Annotated in this window: 18 protein-coding genes and 1 tRNA gene; 3 read left to right on the forward strand and 16 right to left on the reverse strand. The window is 58.1% G+C overall.

Translation table 11 applies throughout. From position 1 onward, the window contains the following. Nucleotides 1–180 precede the first annotated feature (180 nt). Nucleotides 181–1,464, forward strand: a complete 1,284-nt coding sequence (gene fadL, locus FJW00_RS03030; RefSeq protein WP_009088934.1) for a long-chain fatty acid transporter FadL — start codon at nt 181–183, stop codon at nt 1,462–1,464. A gap of 93 nt (nt 1,465–1,557) precedes the next feature. On the opposite strand, the gene mlaA is transcribed toward fadL, so the two are convergent. From mlaA to ccmA, 10 genes are all read right to left on the reverse strand, one after another. Then, entirely contained in the window at nt 1,558–2,322 is a 765-nt protein-coding gene (mlaA, locus tag FJW00_RS03035; RefSeq protein ID WP_140923029.1) for a phospholipid-binding lipoprotein MlaA, read from the reverse strand. Nucleotides 2,323–2,471: 149 nt separating this feature from the next. Further along, on the reverse strand, nt 2,472–3,683 hold the full coding sequence (gene ccmI / locus FJW00_RS03040; protein WP_140923030.1) for a c-type cytochrome biogenesis protein CcmI: 1,212 nt from the start codon (nt 3,681–3,683) through the stop codon (nt 2,472–2,474). Further along, nucleotides 3,680–4,135 carry a cytochrome c-type biogenesis protein gene (locus FJW00_RS03045; RefSeq protein WP_181405338.1) on the reverse strand — a complete coding sequence of 152 codons (456 nt, stop codon included), beginning with the start codon at nt 4,133–4,135 and terminating at the stop codon, nt 3,680–3,682. Before FJW00_RS03045 ends, ccmI begins: the two co-directional genes overlap by 4 nt. Beyond that, on the reverse strand, nt 4,132–4,689 hold the full coding sequence (locus FJW00_RS03050; protein ID WP_140923031.1) for a DsbE family thiol:disulfide interchange protein: 558 nt from the start codon (nt 4,687–4,689) through the stop codon (nt 4,132–4,134). Before FJW00_RS03050 ends, FJW00_RS03045 begins: the two co-directional genes overlap by 4 nt. Further along, the gene (locus FJW00_RS03055; RefSeq protein ID WP_140923032.1) at nt 4,686–6,644 is read right to left on the reverse strand and encodes a heme lyase CcmF/NrfE family subunit; all 1,959 of its coding nucleotides are present in this window, start codon (nt 6,642–6,644) and stop codon (nt 4,686–4,688) included. The genes FJW00_RS03050 and FJW00_RS03055 overlap by 4 nt, the downstream gene beginning before the upstream one ends. Further along, nucleotides 6,641–7,126 (reverse strand): cytochrome c maturation protein CcmE, encoded by a 486-nt coding sequence (gene ccmE, locus FJW00_RS03060; protein ID WP_140923033.1) that lies wholly within the window; start codon nt 7,124–7,126, stop codon nt 6,641–6,643. Before ccmE ends, FJW00_RS03055 begins: the two co-directional genes overlap by 4 nt. After that, entirely contained in the window at nt 7,123–7,356 is a 234-nt protein-coding gene (gene ccmD / locus FJW00_RS03065) for a heme exporter protein CcmD (RefSeq protein WP_009088921.1), read from the reverse strand. Before ccmD ends, ccmE begins: the two co-directional genes overlap by 4 nt. Further along, the gene (locus tag FJW00_RS03070; RefSeq protein WP_009088920.1) at nt 7,353–8,093 is read right to left on the reverse strand and encodes a heme ABC transporter permease; all 741 of its coding nucleotides are present in this window, start codon (nt 8,091–8,093) and stop codon (nt 7,353–7,355) included. The genes ccmD and FJW00_RS03070 overlap by 4 nt, the downstream gene beginning before the upstream one ends. A gap of 50 nt (nt 8,094–8,143) precedes the next feature. Further along, entirely contained in the window at nt 8,144–8,803 is a 660-nt protein-coding gene (gene ccmB / locus FJW00_RS03075) for a heme exporter protein CcmB (protein WP_009088919.1), read from the reverse strand. Continuing rightward, complete coding sequence (gene ccmA / locus FJW00_RS03080) at nt 8,803–9,420, reverse strand: cytochrome c biogenesis heme-transporting ATPase CcmA (protein ID WP_140923034.1); 618 nt, start codon at nt 9,418–9,420, stop codon at nt 8,803–8,805. Before ccmA ends, ccmB begins: the two co-directional genes overlap by 1 nt. 242 nt (nt 9,421–9,662) lie before the next feature. On the opposite strand from ccmA, the gene FJW00_RS03085 reads away from it, so the two are divergent. Next, on the forward strand, nt 9,663–10,610 hold the full coding sequence (locus FJW00_RS03085; protein ID WP_009088915.1) for a formate/nitrite transporter family protein: 948 nt from the start codon (nt 9,663–9,665) through the stop codon (nt 10,608–10,610). Between the two features lie 177 nt (nt 10,611–10,787). Next, nucleotides 10,788–10,859 (forward strand) — tRNA-Arg (locus tag FJW00_RS03090). Between the two features lie 257 nt (nt 10,860–11,116). Here FJW00_RS03090 and FJW00_RS03095 read toward each other — a convergent pair. The 6 genes from FJW00_RS03095 to tssF form a co-directional block, all read right to left on the reverse strand. Then, complete coding sequence (locus tag FJW00_RS03095; protein WP_140923035.1) at nt 11,117–12,502, reverse strand: VasL domain-containing protein; 1,386 nt, start codon at nt 12,500–12,502, stop codon at nt 11,117–11,119. 116 nt (nt 12,503–12,618) lie between these two features. Then, complete coding sequence (locus tag FJW00_RS03100; protein WP_140923036.1) at nt 12,619–13,089, reverse strand: hypothetical protein; 471 nt, start codon at nt 13,087–13,089, stop codon at nt 12,619–12,621. Between the two features lie 14 nt (nt 13,090–13,103). Further along, nucleotides 13,104–13,559: a type VI secretion system baseplate subunit TssE gene (tssE, locus tag FJW00_RS03105; RefSeq protein ID WP_046102306.1), complete on the reverse strand. Its 456-nt coding sequence runs from the start codon at nt 13,557–13,559 to the stop codon at nt 13,104–13,106. Further along, nucleotides 13,559–14,104 carry a type VI secretion system lipoprotein TssJ gene (tssJ, locus tag FJW00_RS03110; protein WP_140923037.1) on the reverse strand — a complete coding sequence of 182 codons (546 nt, stop codon included), beginning with the start codon at nt 14,102–14,104 and terminating at the stop codon, nt 13,559–13,561. Before tssJ ends, tssE begins: the two co-directional genes overlap by 1 nt. After that, a complete protein-coding gene (gene tssG / locus FJW00_RS03115) occupies nt 14,082–15,167 on the reverse strand; it encodes a type VI secretion system baseplate subunit TssG (RefSeq protein WP_140923038.1) in 1,086 nt (361 codons plus the stop codon). The genes tssJ and tssG overlap by 23 nt, the downstream gene beginning before the upstream one ends. Next, nucleotides 15,131–16,885 carry a type VI secretion system baseplate subunit TssF gene (tssF, locus tag FJW00_RS03120; RefSeq protein WP_140923039.1) on the reverse strand — a complete coding sequence of 585 codons (1,755 nt, stop codon included), beginning with the start codon at nt 16,883–16,885 and terminating at the stop codon, nt 15,131–15,133. Before tssF ends, tssG begins: the two co-directional genes overlap by 37 nt. Nucleotides 16,886–16,927 lie beyond the last annotated feature (42 nt).

A 16,927-nucleotide genomic window follows, 5' to 3' on the forward strand; every position in this document is an offset into this window, starting at 1 on the left:
TCGAATTTTAAGCGATCAACTCTGAAATATTTTAAAAACAATATTGCAACTTGCACACAGGTCGGACCTATACTCTCCGCACTGGTCTGATATGTGCGTTTACCGTCAGTCCCTACAATCCGCCGTCCTTTGTTACGCGACGTTATAGCGTTAAATAATAATTCACATGAGGTTGTGGTCATGAACCATAAGAACCTGTTCGCAAAGTCAGCCGTGGCGGCTGCAGTGGCGCTTGTCTCTTCACACGTTTACGCAGCTGGGTTTCAGTTAAATGAGTTCTCTACGATTGGTTTAGGTCGCGCCTACTCAGGCGAAGGGGCAATGGGCGATACGGCGGCATCCGCCAGCCGTAACCCGGCAACGATGGCGTTAATGGATCGCCCGGAATTTTCCATCGGTGCGGTTTATATTGATCCGGATGTGGATATCACGGGCCGCAGTCCGACGGGCCGCAGCCTGGATGCCAGCAACATCGCCCCGAATCAGTGGATACCCAATATTCATTACGTTCAGCCCATCAACGATCAGTGGTGGATTGGCGCATCGGCAACCTCTAACTATGGCTTAGCAACAGAGTTTAATAATGGTTACACCGCTGGCGGCTACGGCGGTAAAACGGACCTGATGACCGGCAACTTAAACCTCAGCACCGCTTACCGGTTCAATGAGCACTTCAGCGTGGGCGTCGGTTTTGATGCGGTTTATGCCAAAGCGAAAATTGAACGCTATGCCGGTGAATCAGGCGCGAGACTGGGCGTACCGGCTGATACGCAGGTTGCCCATCTGAAAGGCGACGAGTGGGGCTACGGCTGGAATGCCGGTATCCTGTATGAAGTGGATGAAAATAACCGCTTCGGCTTCAGCTATCGTTCAGAGGTGAAGATCGACTTTGATGGCGATTACAAAAGTAATCTGCCCTCCCGTCTGAATGCGGTCAACAACCCGGAAGTGTCAGGCGTGCCTTTTGGTACCAACGGCACGACGGTTCCGGGCGCGTTAACCCTGAATCTGCCGGAGATGTGGGAAGTGTCGGGCTGGCATAAAGTGGCTCCGCAGTGGGCGGTTCACTACAGCATGGCCTACACCAGCTGGAGTCAGTTCCAGGAGCTGAAAGCCACCGGTTCTCAGGGCCAGACGCTGTTCTATAAAGATGAAAGCTTCCACGATGCCTACCGTATCGCGCTGGGCACCACCTATTTCTACGACAGCAACTGGACGTTCCGCACCGGTATCGCATTTGATGACAGCCCGGTGCCAGCCGATAAACGCTCTATCTCCATCCCGGATCAGGATCGTTTGTGGCTGAGTGCAGGTACGTCGTACGCCTTCAATGATAACGCCTCGGTCGATCTGGGCATCTCCTATATGCACGGACAGAAAGTGACGGTGAAAGAAGGTCCTTATACCTTTAACTCAGAAGGCAAGGCCTGGCTTTACGGCGCGAACTTTAACTACAAGTTCTGACCGGATAGCACAATTAAAAAGGGCGACTCAACTGAGTCGCCCTTTTTTGTCGCCCTGAATCGCATGCTGGCTCAGGGAGCCTGCGTCCTGCGTTTACTGCGCGTCGATATCCTTCAGGTCATCCTGAATCGCAGCGGCGTTTGGATTCTCTTCCGGCTTGAGTTTGCCGCCACGCGCCAGGAAGTCGTGACGCTGGAAGTAGGCGTTACGGATAAAGGCGTACGGATCGCTCTGCTGCTTCAGGATCGCATCGGAATCCAGCAGTTGCGCGCGGGTCTCAATCCCCTCCAGCGTCCACTTACCAATCGACATCGGCCAGGTCAGCCAGCCGAGGATCGGATAGAGGGTATCAACGTAGTCACCGCCATCCTGCCGTATAGTGAAGCTGCCGTAAGCCGGCAGCTCAACGTAAGGACCATAGCCGACACCATAGTGGCCCAGCGTGGTGCCGAAACGGTGCGGCTGTTCACGCGCCAGTTCCGGATTGGCTTTACCGGCGACGTCAATGAAACCACCCAGACCCAGCACACTGTTCAGGAAGAAACGGGTGAAGTGGATACCCGCATCGCGTCCGTCACCGACCAGAATAGCGTTAACCATGCTGGCGGGCTCTTCCAGGTTGCCGAGGAAATTGCTCAGGCCGGTTCGTGCAGGCACCGGCACGTAGTCGCGCCAGGCGACAGCGACCGGACGCAGCACATAGGGATCCAGCACATTGTAGTTAAAGTTAAACATCGTGCGGTTAAAGCCTTCGAACGGATCGCTGCGCTGCGCAGGATCGCTATTTGCCGGCTTTGAACTGGCACAACCTACCAGAAGGACGCTGGCCACAGCCAGGCTGGTCAGGCGATAATTCATTCCAATCTCCCTGTGCGGATGAAAAAGGGCTACCCATCGTTCAGGCACAGCCCGGCGTCGAATCGGCTTACCCGATGAGCATAGCTGACTTTATGCCAGAGGCAGCAGGCAATGGCACGCAGCGACCTGAACAGGATCGTTGATGACGTTCAGGGAAGCTGCTGATTAATCTCTACCGCGATCGGCTGATGACCATCCCAGGGCGTCACGGCGCTCTCACCCAGCCAGTCACCCGGCTGCGGGGTGGCGCTGCCGTCGCGGGAGATACGCACCCGAACCGCGACCTGATGCTGCGCCGACAGCAGGCGATCCGGCATCATGGCATTGCTGTCATCCAGCGTCAGCGACAGCGGGAAGTGGCTCAGCGGGATGCGCTTCACCGCCACCGGCACCGGTGACGTCCCGTCAGAAACCGAAATATACAACACTCCGTCCTGCGGTAACATTTTTTCTGCCTGCGGGGTCAGCCGCACGGTCAGCGCCAGCTGACGGCTCTGCTCTCCGGCATCGCTTCTCGCCTGCTCAATGCTGCGGGCGATCATCGCGCGTCGTGAGTCACCGGCAGGCAGCACGTTCAGCAGGGCCTGCCAGGCCTCAATCGCCTGATCGTACTGCTGCTGGCCATAGGCGTTAAACGCCAGCAGGCCAAGCGTGCGCGGGTTTTGCGGCTCCGCTTTCAGCAGGGCGCGCAGCAGCAGTGACGCCTGACGGTTATCCTGCGGATCGGGAGAGCGCGTCAGCACCTCCGCATAATCCTGCTTCAGCGTCATATCGTTGGGTGAGAGCTGTAACGCATGCTCAAACGCCTGACTGGCAATATCAGCCTGATTCAGCACCATGCCAAGCCGCCCCAGCATGGTCCAGTCGGCCAGATTATCCGGTTCCGTTTGCAGGGCGGTACGCAATCCGAGCTCTAAACGTGCCAGCTCCTCCATGCTGAGCGGTCTGGCGCCGGGGTCCATCAGCCGCGCACGCAGCGCAGGGTACGCCTGCTGCACCTGCATCCAGCCGGTGTACTGCGTCAGTCCACCGGTTTTCAGATAGGTTCCCAGCGACACCCCAATCAGCACGAGCAGGCCCGGCAGCAAAATCCAGCGGCTGCTGCTGTGGGAAGGGAGGCTCTGCGCCGGCGGAATATCGGCCAGCAGCGTCTGCTGTAACTCGCGCTCCATTACCGGGCGCTCAGCAACAACGCCCTGCTCTTCATCCTGTGCCAGCTCATCGATCCGCTGATGGTAAAAGCGCTGATTAAGGCGATCGCGGTCGCCCAGGCTGGCCTGACGCTGCCGCCAGCCCGCGGCCAGGAACAGCGTGCAGGCCGCCAGCAGTAACAGAAAAAGGGTAATCCAGAATGCACTCATGACGGCTTCCTGTCTGACTTCAGTAAGGCATCGAGACGCTGTTGCTCAGCGTCATCCAGCGCACTGTGGGTGTGACGCCGACGGCTGCGCAGAATAATCACCGCGCCACCCAGCAGCACAAACAGCGCCGGGCCAGCCCACAGGATCAGCGTTGACGGGGTCAGCGGTGGCGAATAAGAGACGAAGTTGCCGTAGCGCGCCACCATGTAATCAATGATCTGCTGGCGGCTCTGCCCCTGCTTCATCAGCTCATAAACTTTCAGCCGCATATCGGCGGCAATCATGGCATTCGAGTCGGCGATGCTGTTGTTCTGACATTTCGGACAGCGCAGTGATGCGGTGAGGTCACGGTATTGCGCCTCCTGAGCCGGAGAGTCAAATTGCAGTGTGTCGATGGTCGCCCACAGATTGATGCTGAACAGCAGGCCACAGATCAGTAACAGCGATCTCATGATCCCGCCTCCGCACTGTATTTCATCCACAACGGTTTCACTTCCTGCTCCCAGACGCGCGCGTTGAGATCGCCGGCGTGGCGATAGCGGATAATCCCTTTACCGTCGATCAGAAAAGTTTCCGGTGCGCCATAGACGCCGAGGTCGAGTCCCAGCATGCCGCTGCCATCGTAGAGACTCAGGGCGTAGGGATTGCCCAGCGTGTTCAGCCAGTTAACCGCCTTATGGCGATTGTCTTTATAGTTCAGGCCGACCACCCGAATGCCCTGCTCCGCCAGCGTATTCAGATAGTGATGTTCGGCGCGGCAGGTCGGACACCAGGTTGCCCAGACGTTCAGCAGTATCGGCCTGCCATCGGTCAGCACGCGCTGGTCGTAGGTTTTGCCGGGCTGGTCGAGCGCTTCCAGCCGGAACAGCGGCACCGGTTTACCGATCAGCGCCGATTCAAGACGGGTCGGATCGTCGCCATCCGCATTGCGGGTCAGCTGCCACAGCAGCGCCGCTGCCAGCAGCAGAAACAGCACCAGCGGGATAAACAGGATTTTCTTGTTCATGCGCGCTCCTCACGTGCGGCTTTTTTGCGCGAGCGATAGCGGGGATCCCACAGGCAGAACAGGCCCCCCAGCGCCATCAGTACGCCGCCAGCCCAGATCCAGCGGACAAAGGGTTTGTAGTAGATACGCACCGCCCAGCCGCCATCCTCCAGCTCCTCGCCCAGCGCTGCATAGAGATCGCGGCTGAAACCCCCATCAATCGCCGCTTCGGTCATCATGGTTCGGGCCGCGGTATAGAAGCGTTTTTCCGCCTGCAGCGTCGCTTCCGGTTTCCCGTTGCGCGTGACATCTATAATCCCCATGCCCCCGCTGTAGTTAGGCCCCTGCAGGTTCTGCACGCCACGGAAGACAAAGTGATAGTGATGGATGTCCACGCTATCCCCCGCCCGCATCCGCACGTCGCGCTCCACGCTGTACTGCGTGCTGAAGGCGATACCGATCACCGTGACCCCGACGCCAAGGTGACCCAGCACCATGCCCCAGTGACTGCGGGAGAGGTGACGCAGCCCGGTCAGAAACGGATGGCGATGCGTGGCGCGTTCGTGCAGTTCCAGCAGCGTCAGCACAATGATCCAGAGGGACATCAGTAAGCCCACCACGGTCATCGCCGCAATGCGATCCTGCAGCCACCAGGGAATAATTATCGAACAGGCCAGGGTAACGAGCAGCGCCAGCGCCAGTCGTTTGGCCAGTTTCTGCGGTTCATCGCGCCGCCAGCGTACCAGCGGCCCGATCCCCATCAGCAGCGCAAACGGCGCCATCAGCCAGTTGAACATCGTATTGAAGAACGGCTCACCCACCGAAATGCTGCCCAGTCCCAACTGCTTGTGCACCAGCGGCAACAGCGTGCCGAGCAGTACCACCAGCATGGCCGCAATCAGCAGCACATTGTTGCCCAGCAGAAAGGATTCCCGTGACCAGGTTTCGTTCTGTACCCGGCTCTGCACCTGCCCCCCTTTGATCGCATAGAGCAGCAGCGAACTGCCGATGACAATCACCAGAAACGCGAGGATAAACATGCCGCGCGCCGGATCGGAAGCGAACGAGTGGACCGACACCAGCACGCCGGAGCGCACCAGGAACGTACCGAGCAGGCTGAGCGAAAAGGCGGTGATCGCCAGCAGCACGGTCCAGGCCTTAAAGGTGCCACGCTTTTCGGTGACGGCCAGAGAGTGGATCAGCGCCGTGCCCGCCAGCCACGGCATGAACGAGGCGTTCTCTACCGGATCCCAGAACCACCAGCCGCCCCAGCCCAGTTCGTAATAGGCCCAGGCCGAGCCCAGCACAATCCCGATAGTCAGGAAGACCCAGGCCGCGGTGGTCCAGGGACGCGACCAGCGCGCCCACGCGGTATCGAGCCGTCCGGCCATCAGCGAAGCGATGGCAAACGCAAAGGCCACCGAGAATCCGACATAACCCATATAGAGCAGCGGCGGATGGAAGATCAGGCCGATATCCTGCAGCATCGGGTTCAGGTCGTGCCCGTCTACGGGGAAGTCGGGCAGCGTGCGGGCAAACGGATTCGACGTCAGCAGGATAAACAGCAGGAAACCGAGATTGATCATCCCCATGACCGCCAGTACGCGCGCCAGCGCATCCTGTGGCATACCGCGACTGAAGATCGCCACGGCTAAGGTCCAGGTACTGAGCAGCAACACCCACAGCAGCAGCGATCCCTCATGCGCGCCCCAGGTGGCGGCAATGCGGTAGTAGACCGGTAGCAGGCTGTTGGAGTTGGTGACAACATAGGCCACGGTAAAATCGTTGCAGATAAAAGCCCAGACCAGCAGCATAAAGGCCGCAGCGATGCAGACAAACAGCCCGCAGGCCAGCGGGCGCGCCATCGCCATCAGCCGCGCATCCTGACGAATTGCGCCCCAGAGCGGATAGCTGCTGAGCAGCAGCGCCAGCCCCAGCGCCAGACAAAGCAGAAAAGTCCCTGTTTCCGGCATCATGATGATTTATTTCCCGACTGATACTGTGACTGCGGGCCGTTGTGATTGCTCTTCATCGCGTCTTCTATCTCCGGCGGCGTATATTTCTCATCGTGTTTGGCCAGCACTTCTCTGGCAACGATCTGGTTACCGTCCGCCAGCACGCCCTGCGCCACGACGCCCTGCCCTTCCCGGAACAGATCCGGCAGGATGCCTTCAAAACTGACGCTGACGACGCCGCGCGCATCATAAAGTTTGAACGTTACCGCCAGGCTGTTCGGGTCCCGGTACACGCTGCCGGGCATCACCATGCCACCGACGCGCAGCCGCTGGCCCGCCTCCGGCTTCTCATGCGCCTCGCCTTTGCCATAGAGGATTTCACCCGGGGTATAAAACAGATCGATGTTTGAGCGCAGCGCATACATCACCAGCGCGGTGGCCAGGCCCAGGCCAAGCAGAATCGCAACGGCCGCACAGAGGCGATTGCGTCGACGGCTATTCACACACTCTCTCCTGCCGCTTCAGCCGCGGCTTTTCTGGATTTAGCTGCCCGGATGCGACGTTCACGCGCATCACGCTGGCGGATCTCCGCCAGCAGGCGGCGGCGCAGTAACAGGGTATGCAGCGTCAGTCCCGCCAGCGGAAGCAGCGTGCAGGCCACCGCCAGCCAGACGTAAAAGGCGTAGCCGCCCATGGCAAAAAAGGCGTGCCAGGAGGAAAAGGCCGGCGTCATTTCTGCTCTCCCCGTTTTGCGACGTCAAGAGCCCAGGGGCGATGGCGTTCCGTTAACAGAATCAGGTTGCGCAGCCGCATCAGCGTCAGCGTGATAAACAGCAGCAGATAACCGAGGATGGCCCAGCGCAGCGGCGTTCGCATCACCGGCGCAATCGCCTGCTGAAGGATGCCGGACGAGCCCTGATGCAGGGTATTCCACCACTGCACCGAGAAGTGGATGATGGGCAGGTTGACCACGCCGACCAGAATCAGGACGCCGGCGGCCCGGCCTGCGGTGCGGCGGTCATCGAACGCGTGCCAGAGTGCAATTACGCCCATATAGAGGAAAAGTAACACCAGCTCCGAGGTGAGGCGTGCATCCCAGATCCACCAGGTTCCCCACATCGGTTTGCCCCACGCGGAACCGGTGACCAGCGCAATAAAGGTAAAGACCGCGCCCACGGGTGCCATGGCGGCGGCAACCAGATCGGCCATTTTCATCTGCCACACCAGACCGGTAAACGCCGCGACGGCCATGGCGGCATAGATGCCCATCGACCACATGGCAGCGGGCACATGGATATACATGATGCGAAAACTGTCGCCCTGCTGATAGTCAGCGGGAGCAAATCCAAATCCCCAGATCCAGCCCAGCAGTAATGTCGCCACGCCTGCTATCGCAAACCAGGGCACCAGGCGCCCCGAAAGCTGATAGAGCCGTTCGGGCCGGGCCAGCTGATGTAACGCTTTCCACATATCAAATGCTCACATTAACGATAAAAAAGGCCGCGTCTTTTTATGCGCGGTTACTGCAACGTAATCCGTAACGCCGCCGCCGTGGCAAACGGCGAGAGCGTGGCGCTGCCTGCCAGCATCGCGCCAAGAATCGCCAGATAGCCACCCATCGGCAGGCCCTGACTGGCGGCTTCCATCGCGGCACTGGCGAAGATCAACACCGGAATCGCCAGCGGCAATACCAGCAGGCTGAGCAATACCCCACCCCGGCGTAATCCCACCGTCAGCCCGACGCCGATGGCACCGAGAAAACTCAGGGTGGGCGTGCCGAGCAGCAGCGTCAGGGCCATCGCCCGCCAGCCATTGAAATCCAGCGACAGCAGCAGCGCCGCCAGCGGCGACAGGATAATCAGCGGCAGACCGGTGATCAGCCAGTGCGCCACGACTTTGCCGATGACCGTCACCGGCAGCGGCGAAGGCAACAGCAGAAGCTGCTCCAGCGAACCGTCGCTGAAATCGTCGCGAAACAGGCGCTCCAGCGCCAGCAGCGACGCCAGCAGCGCCGCCACCCAGGCGACACCCGGTGCAATGCGCGCCAGCTGCTGCGGATCAGGTCCGATGCCCAGCGGAAACAGGGTAATCACAATCAGGAAAAACCACAGCGGATTGACCACATCAGCGCCGCCGCGAAAGGCGATACGCAATTCACGCTGAATCAGGCGAAACAGCATCAGCTTGCCTCCGCATCGCCAAGGCGAATTTTACGCACCCGCGCGGCCGCAGCGGGTAGATCCTGATGGGTTGTCAGGATCACGGCGCCCCCGTTATCGGCATGGGCGGCAAATCTGGCCATTAATTTTTCAACCCCCGCTTTGTCGATGGCGGTCAGCGGCTCATCCAGGATCCAGACGCGGGCCTGGCTGAGCCAGAGGCGCGCCAGCGCGACGCGACGCTGCTGACCCGCCGACAACCGGCTTACCGGCACCTCTTCGTCACCCGTGAGGTCGACACTGTCAAGCGCAGCAAAAATCTGCGCGTCACTGCAGTCAGGATGGTAGAACCGCAGATTTTCCAGCGGCGTGAGGACGCCTTTGACGCCGGGATGATGGCCCAGATAAAGCATCGCCTGATGCCAGACGTCGCGCTGCCGCAGGATCGGCTGCTGCTGCCAGCGTATCTCACCCTGCTCAGGACGGCTCAGCCCCGCCAGCAGTCGCAGTAGCGAGGTTTTACCGGCACCGTTGGGGCCTTCAATCTGCACAATGTCACCGGCAGAGACGCGAAATGAGAGCTGCTGAAACAGCGCGCGTTCATCGTATGCACAAGTGAGCGTAATGATTTCCAACATCGAGGGGGGAATCGCACCAACCAAAAGTGGCCGGGATATTACCACAATGTTGCTAAGGGCCGAAGTCTGAGCCGCTGCTCAGGCTCGCGGTCAGGGGTTTATTCGTGCGGTCTGGCGCTGAGTCTGAATAAAAATGCAGGTATGAAAAAGCTTGTTACGCTTATTCGCATCGCTCGTTACATTATTGGCAAATAAAAAACAGCTACGCTTATTACGCCACAGCACTATCACCAGGAGAAAATATGAAGCCTTCATCAGGTAATGAACAGGGTCCTAACGACGTCGATAGCGAAGAGAAGGACAAGGGCACTGACATCGAAGTCGATGAGGAGGCATTACCCTCCCGCGCCGCGGCGATCCATGAAGAGATCCGTCAGGATGGGGAGAAAGAGCTGGAGCGTGACGGGATGGCCCTGCTCTGGTCAGCCATTGCCGCAGGCCTCTCCATGAGTGCCTCACTGATGGCGAAGGGGATATTCAAGGTCCACCTTGATGGCGTGCCGGGTGCATTTCTGCTGGAAAATCTCGGCTACACCTTTGGCTTTGTCATCGTCATTATGGCGCGCCAGCAGTTATTTACCGAAAACACCGTCACGGCAGTGCTGCCGGTCATGCACAAACCGACCTGGGGTAATGGCGGTCTGCTGTTACGGTTATGGGGTATTGTCCTGCTGGGCAACCTGATCGGTACGGCACTGGGTGCGCTGGCCTTCAACGAGATGCCCATTTTTGATGAGGCGACCCGTCAGGCCTTTACCGACATCAGCATGAAAGTGATGGAGAATTCGCCCGGCTCGATGTTTGCCAACGCCGTCATTTCCGGCTGGATTATCGCCACCATGGTCTGGATGTTCCCCTCTGCGGGCGGGGCCAAACTGGTGGTCATTGTCATGATGACCTGGCTGGTTGCGCTGGGCGATCTGGCGCATATCGTGGTGGGATCGGTGGAGGTGCTCTATCTGGTCTTCAATGGCAGCATCAGCTGGCATGAGTTCCTCTGGCCGTTTGCCCTGCCTACCCTGCTCGGCAACATCACCGGCGGCACCCTGATTTTTGCGCTGATCAGTCACGCACAGATCCGTAATGACATGAGTGAAGCGGCGGTCGCCAAAGCGAAGGCGGAAAAGCGCAGGCAGGAGAAGCGTCGTGAGCGTGAAGAGCGCGGAGAAAAAGAGGAAGGTGCTGAATAACTGTCGTCAGGTAAGAAAGTGCAGCGCAGAAGGATTTGCGCTGCACGTGTTATCTGGCCCCTACATGAAAAAAGTGGTCTCAAAAGAGAGGCTGAACAGCGACATTGCTGACGTAATGAGCAAACGCGCGGCGACCTGATGAATCTCATCGCCTGTTTCGCTATACTGCGTGCCGCTGTCCCCTTAGTTAAATGGATATAACGAGCCCCTCCTAAGGGCTAGTTGCAGGTTCGATTCCTGCAGGGGACAATATCTGCCCTCCCTTTTACACCTGCCCGCATTAAAAACCTGCTTTTTACCGGCGCGATAAATCCTCACTGGTTAACCTGATCAGAGTGCTGTCCATGACGTTTCGTCACGCAACGAGTCTGACCCGGTAATACGATTTCCGGAATGTCACTCGGGCAGGCATTGAGCAAAGTCTGCAGAACATTCATCCGCGCTGACTGCATCGCGGTCGCCATGCTTATAGCGGACTTAATCACAGCGCCTTTTCGCGCCTGCGACTACTCTGCGGCATTCTGTTTTATTTCAGCATAGCTGGCTGTTAACTGTTTCAGATGCATCTCCAGCTGCGCGCGGGCTGCGGCAGGCAAAGGCGCACCAGCCGGTTGTTGAGACAGTACGCGCAGTTGTTCTTCAGCGGGTATCGATCTGTTAAATGAGTGCATTGCAGTAAAAACGATGGATTTCAGCTCACTCACCGTGATGTATTTGCCTTTCTGCTGATCCAGTCCGTTCAGCCTGTTGCTCAGGTTTTTTAGCGTTGTCATTCCCTGATCCCAGCCATTGCGCTGCTCTGGCGACAACACGGCCGCGTTAAGGTTTTGCTGCCACTGATCTGCCAGGGATTTGCCCTGCTCTGGCCACAGCGCCTGAGCCTGCTCTGTGAGTGTCCGGCTGTAGGCGATACTCCAGTCAGGAGGCAATCTGTCCAGTCGGGCCAGCTGCTGATCCGTTTGTGTAATGAGAGACTGGGGTAGCGGCGGTTGCCGACGTAACCGCTCCAGATCTTCCGGCGCAAGCGGTGAAGGTAGCGGTGCCAGCGATGCGGCAAACCGGACCTTGAGGGGTTCGGACCGGTTCAGAGAATGCCATCCCCACCCTGCCGCCATGCATATCATCAGCATGGCGCACATCCCGGCAGCAAAGAATATCCATCTGTTAACCGGGACGGGCGCAGCGGCCAGCACGTCCACGTTCGGCTGCGGTTCCGATTGCGCGACATATATCCACTTCACTGCCCTGCCCTGAGCATCATCAGACCGGCAACCGGCAGGCTCCTTTGAGGCGGCTGTCGCCTCCTTCATCACGGTGGCAGGCAATACGGTATCTGGCTGAGTGTCCGGCGCGGTGCAGGCCGTGCCATCACTATTTTCCAGCCGGACAGCACTCATGTGCATCTGAGTACGCAACGTATCAAGCTGGCTCAGATGCTTAAGCTCCAGACGCTGCAGTACCTCTCCCAGTCCGGTAAGCAGTTGCTCCGCCCGGTAGAGCTGGCTGAGGTCGCTGTAATTTAACGGGAGCGAGCGCATTCGTTGCTGCAAACGCTGACTCAGACTGCTGAGGATTTCCATACGGGCATGGACTGGCTTAGGCCACAGCGCCCCCCACTGATGTCTGACCAGGGCCTCGATTATCGTCAGCCCTTCATTGAGCCCGAATAAGCCAGCCAGTTGCGCACGCGCCAGCGTATACCAGGCTGCCGTTTGCAATTCCACGCCGTTCTGCTCAAACAGTGAAAGGCAGAGCTTTTCAACATACTGCCAGTTCACATCCGGGCGCGCCGGATGTGTCAGCTTACCGAGTTCATCGCGCAGGGCGCTGTAATCCGGCAGCGTGCGCGGATCACCGCCGGTTTTGATTTTTCGCGGGGAAGTGTCATTCATGACCAGTTGTCCATTGGGTAGTTCTGAAGGGATGAAAGATGTTCGTTTAAATGGCAGGGAGGATTTCAGGCAATTAACAGGTTTAAAAATCACGCACTCTTTTACAGCCTCAGACGCTACTGCAGGAGCGCAATAATCAGGCTAAAAAACGTGCTCTCGTTAAATCCCTCCCCTGAACGGGAGAGATCACCAGACGGAGCAAAGGTCCAGTCGTTCACCGAAACTGATCGCATGAATAGTCGTCCTAATGGCGTCACCTGCACGCCATCCCGGAAGGTCACCTCCACGCATCCTGTTACGCCCTGACCGTACAGGAATACCGGCACAAACTTTACAGACCGGTTGTCGATATGGAGGACGATACTGGCAATCTCAAACGCTCCGCCCCCGACCAGCAGGTCCGTGACGGACACAGCCTGCGTTTCAACATGCAGGCCGGTATCTGTCAGCCATATATCCATCTGCTCCTGAAGCTGTGTCATTCGCAGGCGGAATGCCGCTATATCAGCCTGCGTTTTACAGGTAAATGAGACCGGGTCACGTTGCCTGTCCTGCAGTTTTTTGAGGAACTGTGTTTTTAGAGACATGGTGCTTTCTGGCCTCAGATCCGGGTTGTGGTGTCGAGATAGTGCTGTTGCTTCAGGTGCCTCAACAGCACCCGCCCCTCGGGCATAAACTCAGTGCCGTAGCGGACAAGTCCGACGCCTTTCAGCTCTGCATCAATGGCATAGCGCAGTTCGCCGGGCACGTGCTGCTCAAGCAGAACAACGTCTATCTTTTTCAGGCGGGGCTCATATCTGAGCAGCAGCGTCGAAAGCGTGCCCATCAGTTCATGAGCAGTACCTGGCATGCCCTGCAGGATTCGGGTCATATCCGGCAGGCCGTAGTCGGGCAGATGCGCCAGCGTACCGGCACGGCAGTTGAGGATACGCTGCATATTGTCCAGTACGGACAGAATCAGCTGGTTCTCCTCGCTGACCTGATGGAGATCGAGGCCGCCGGTGAAGTTGCCCGTCAGCATTTCATACAGTGAAGGCGTATTGTTTCCCTGTGGCATCAGTCATCCCTGAGCGGTTTCAGCGTCAGATGGTTGTTACCGGCTTCAAGAATGCGCGGCTTATCCGGGTCAAGATCTTCGCGCTCAATCACCAGCTTCCAGCTGTTGTTAACCCTGTCCGGGTGGCGGAAGAGCCCAGCCACCGCGACAAACTGTGCATCGGCCTCCATCGGCATATTCAGGTCCGCATCACCGCCCGGCTTCAAAACCACATCACGGCTCGCCAGCAGGTCAGCTTTCAGAATGGTTTCCCCCTCTTTCAGCAACTGCTGGTAGACCGTTTTGTCGAAAGTTTTGCGATCTCTCAGCTGCCAGACACGAATAATCACCGGCTCGGACAGCGAATTACTCTCGCGGGAGTCGGTGTTAAGCGCCTCACGGGCAGTGAAATCCAGGTGCAGCACCTTAATCTTTTTGTAGAACACCGCGTTAAATGCTGATTTGGTGCCATCGCTAATGCCCTGCGTCACCCCGCAGCCCGCCAGACTGAATGTCAGCAGGGGTAACAGCCAGCGCGCGGTCTTAGTTAAACTTGTACGTAACACGTCGGTTTCCTTGTTGTGGTGTGGCGGGCTTCATGCCGGTGTAATAGCCCAGTTCTGTCGTAAAAGTCTGCGGGATATCGTCCGGGAGGGCTTCGTCTTCCGCGCCCAGCACGCCATTCATCCCCAGCCAGAAGGGTCCTTCGCCGAGCGGCGGCGCGGCCAGCAGTCGGGTTTGAGTGGTCAGGGTGATTTTTGCCTTAAAACGCCAGCCAAGGTAGACACGCAGCATCACCAGAAAGTCCTGATACAGCAGACCGTCCGGTTTCCAGCCCTGCGACTCCTGTTCGTTTTCGGTGGACAGGGCAATCAGCAGCTGGCTACTGGCATCCATCGCCTCGTCACCCAGCGGCGTGTTGCCATCCAGCAGAAAATCGTCGTCTCCGTAAAAACCTAATGGCTGACTGATTTCCACCGGACGCAGGCAATATGGGCTGACCCTGACGGTGGTATCCGGGGCAAGCAGCGTCACCAGCGCCTGCAATCCCTCCTGCGTTTTTCCCGGCTGGCGAAGTACACCAAGCAGCGCCAGAAAGCGCGACACCGGCGTGGCAATATGCTTCGCCGTCCCGGGAATACCCAGCCCCACCAGGCCAAGCAGCGACTGCGAAATCGCATCAGTACCGCCTGGCTCAAAGGTGGCCGGATACGAGTACTTACGCCAGATGCGATAAAATTGCGTCAGGATGCGGTGGCTGAAGATATCCAGAAAGCCCTGCAGCGCCTCATGCCCTTCCCGGCACTGGGCGATGTCATCAAGATAGGCGGTCGGCAGCGGCGAATCCACGCCGTACATGCCCATAAACGTGGTGCGAATGAGCGGTGGTTTGCTGCCATTCTCTTCGTCATACCCGACGGCTTTGAGTTCGCCAGCCGGAAAGCCCATTCCGGGATGCGGCGCAAAACGCACCGGATCGTCAGAAGGATGGCTGGTTGAGCCTATCAGCGGCCTGTCCGGGTTCTGCTTCTCCAGTAGCTGGCAGAAACGGTAAAAGTTTATCCGGTTAAGGTCAGCCTCCAGCCGTGGGGTCAGCCGGGAATACGGCGGTTGTGCTTCTCTTCCCATTCCAGACGCTCTCCGGTCGGTTGCAGGATGATAATCAGGCGGTTGAACAGATAGATATCGGTATACAGCGCGAAGAAGCGACTCAGCATCTCACCAAACAGGCAGATATCACCGCGCCCGGCAAAGCCGTGGCTGTCGAGCGTCACGTCAATCTGCACGCCGCGCACCAGGTAGCCCTGTTCGAAGCGCTCCGTTTCGCTATGCTTCACGTCGATAATCGCCTCCAGACGACGGCGGTTCATTTCACTGTCCGTCCACTCATACAGCGCGAGGGTGCCGCGCAGCACGTCGGCATTATCCATCATCGACAGGAAGCCGCTGCCAAGGTGGCTAAGCACGCGCCAGTGGAAGCGATCCTGATCCGGTGGGTAACAGGGTAATGTCGGTGCACACAGGTTGCGGACGGCAATACTGGCTGAGATGGTTTTCATCACCGTATCCAGCACGGTGCTTTGTAGCGCGCGGCGTGGTAACTGGCCGTTGGTACCGGTCAGCGTGAGAGACAGGCTTTCATTTTCCGGAACGGTATGGTTATCAAAGGCTTCGCCACCGAGGACAAGCCAAGTGTTATGCAGCCCGGACGGGCCACGTCGCACGCGGGTGTGGTAATAATATTCCGGCGCCTCATGACGCATCATGCCGCCTTTATGACGGAAGCTTGAGAACGGCACGTAGGTATGCTGGCTTGATGACATCACAGAATCCACCGCGTATATCTCGGTATGGCCATCCTGAACGCGCATCGGGCGCAGCATATATTCGGTCTGCAGGGAGTTGACCGTCAGTGGGTCAGATTCCAGCGGAAACAGGTTGATCACCGGCACACAGTTCAGGCGCAGATGCTTTTCGGTAAAGCTGAAGTCATGCTCCCAGCGCTCCGTCAGCACCACGTCGATTTCAAACCAGGGGAGCTCAGCCGGAAAGACGACAGTTTCCAGCCCACGCAGGCCCGCAAACATGAACTTCTCGCGGAAGGTGAAATACTCCAGCAGCAGCTGATAGCCGCTAAAACTGCTGCTCCCCTTCGGCCACAGGTCGTCATCATCGCCAAAGCCCAGTGCAGCGAAATAGCCGTCCAGCGGTTTTCTGTCCACATCGCCCGGCATGCGCAACCACAGATGCGCCATGTTCATGGTAAAAGCTTCATGCATGGCGCAGGCCAGCGGCGCGTCGGCATTAAAATAGAACGGGATTTGAGTGAGATCGACACGACGCCAGTCGGCAAGGTGGCTGCAGTTAAAGCGCAGGCTGATAACTGAACGTCCGTCAGAGTCAGTCGACAGGCGGGCGTGCTCAAGCGACAGTGGCTGTAGGGTAATCGCTTTGGTGGTGGTATAGCGGCAACGCGTGCCCTTCTCACCGATCGGCCTTGAGTTCACCTCAAAGCCTTTGACGATTCGCATCGGCTCTTTCATTTCGCGCCAGTCAGGGGTGAATTCCACTACTGACATCGACGGAATGGTGCGCAGGTAATGCGGCCAAAGCAGGCTGACCAGGCCTTCGGTCAGTTCAGGCAGGTCGTCATCGAGCTTCTCCCGCAGGCGGCCCATCAGGAAAGCAAAGCCTTCGAACAGGCGCTCCACAAACGGATCACGTGCAACTGGCTTGTCGAGATTGAGCATTGCTGCCTGCTCGGGATGCGCACGGGCAAACTCTTCACCGGCTTCCAGCAGGTAGCGCATTTCAGCGTCATAATAACGCAGGGTTAAATCATCCATAAAAACCTGAATAAGTGTGAATTAAAGGTATGCGAGGGATTT

The sequence above is a fragment of the Pantoea anthophila genome (genome assembly GCF_006494375.1).
Lineage (GTDB): Bacteria > Pseudomonadota > Gammaproteobacteria > Enterobacterales > Enterobacteriaceae > Pantoea > Pantoea anthophila.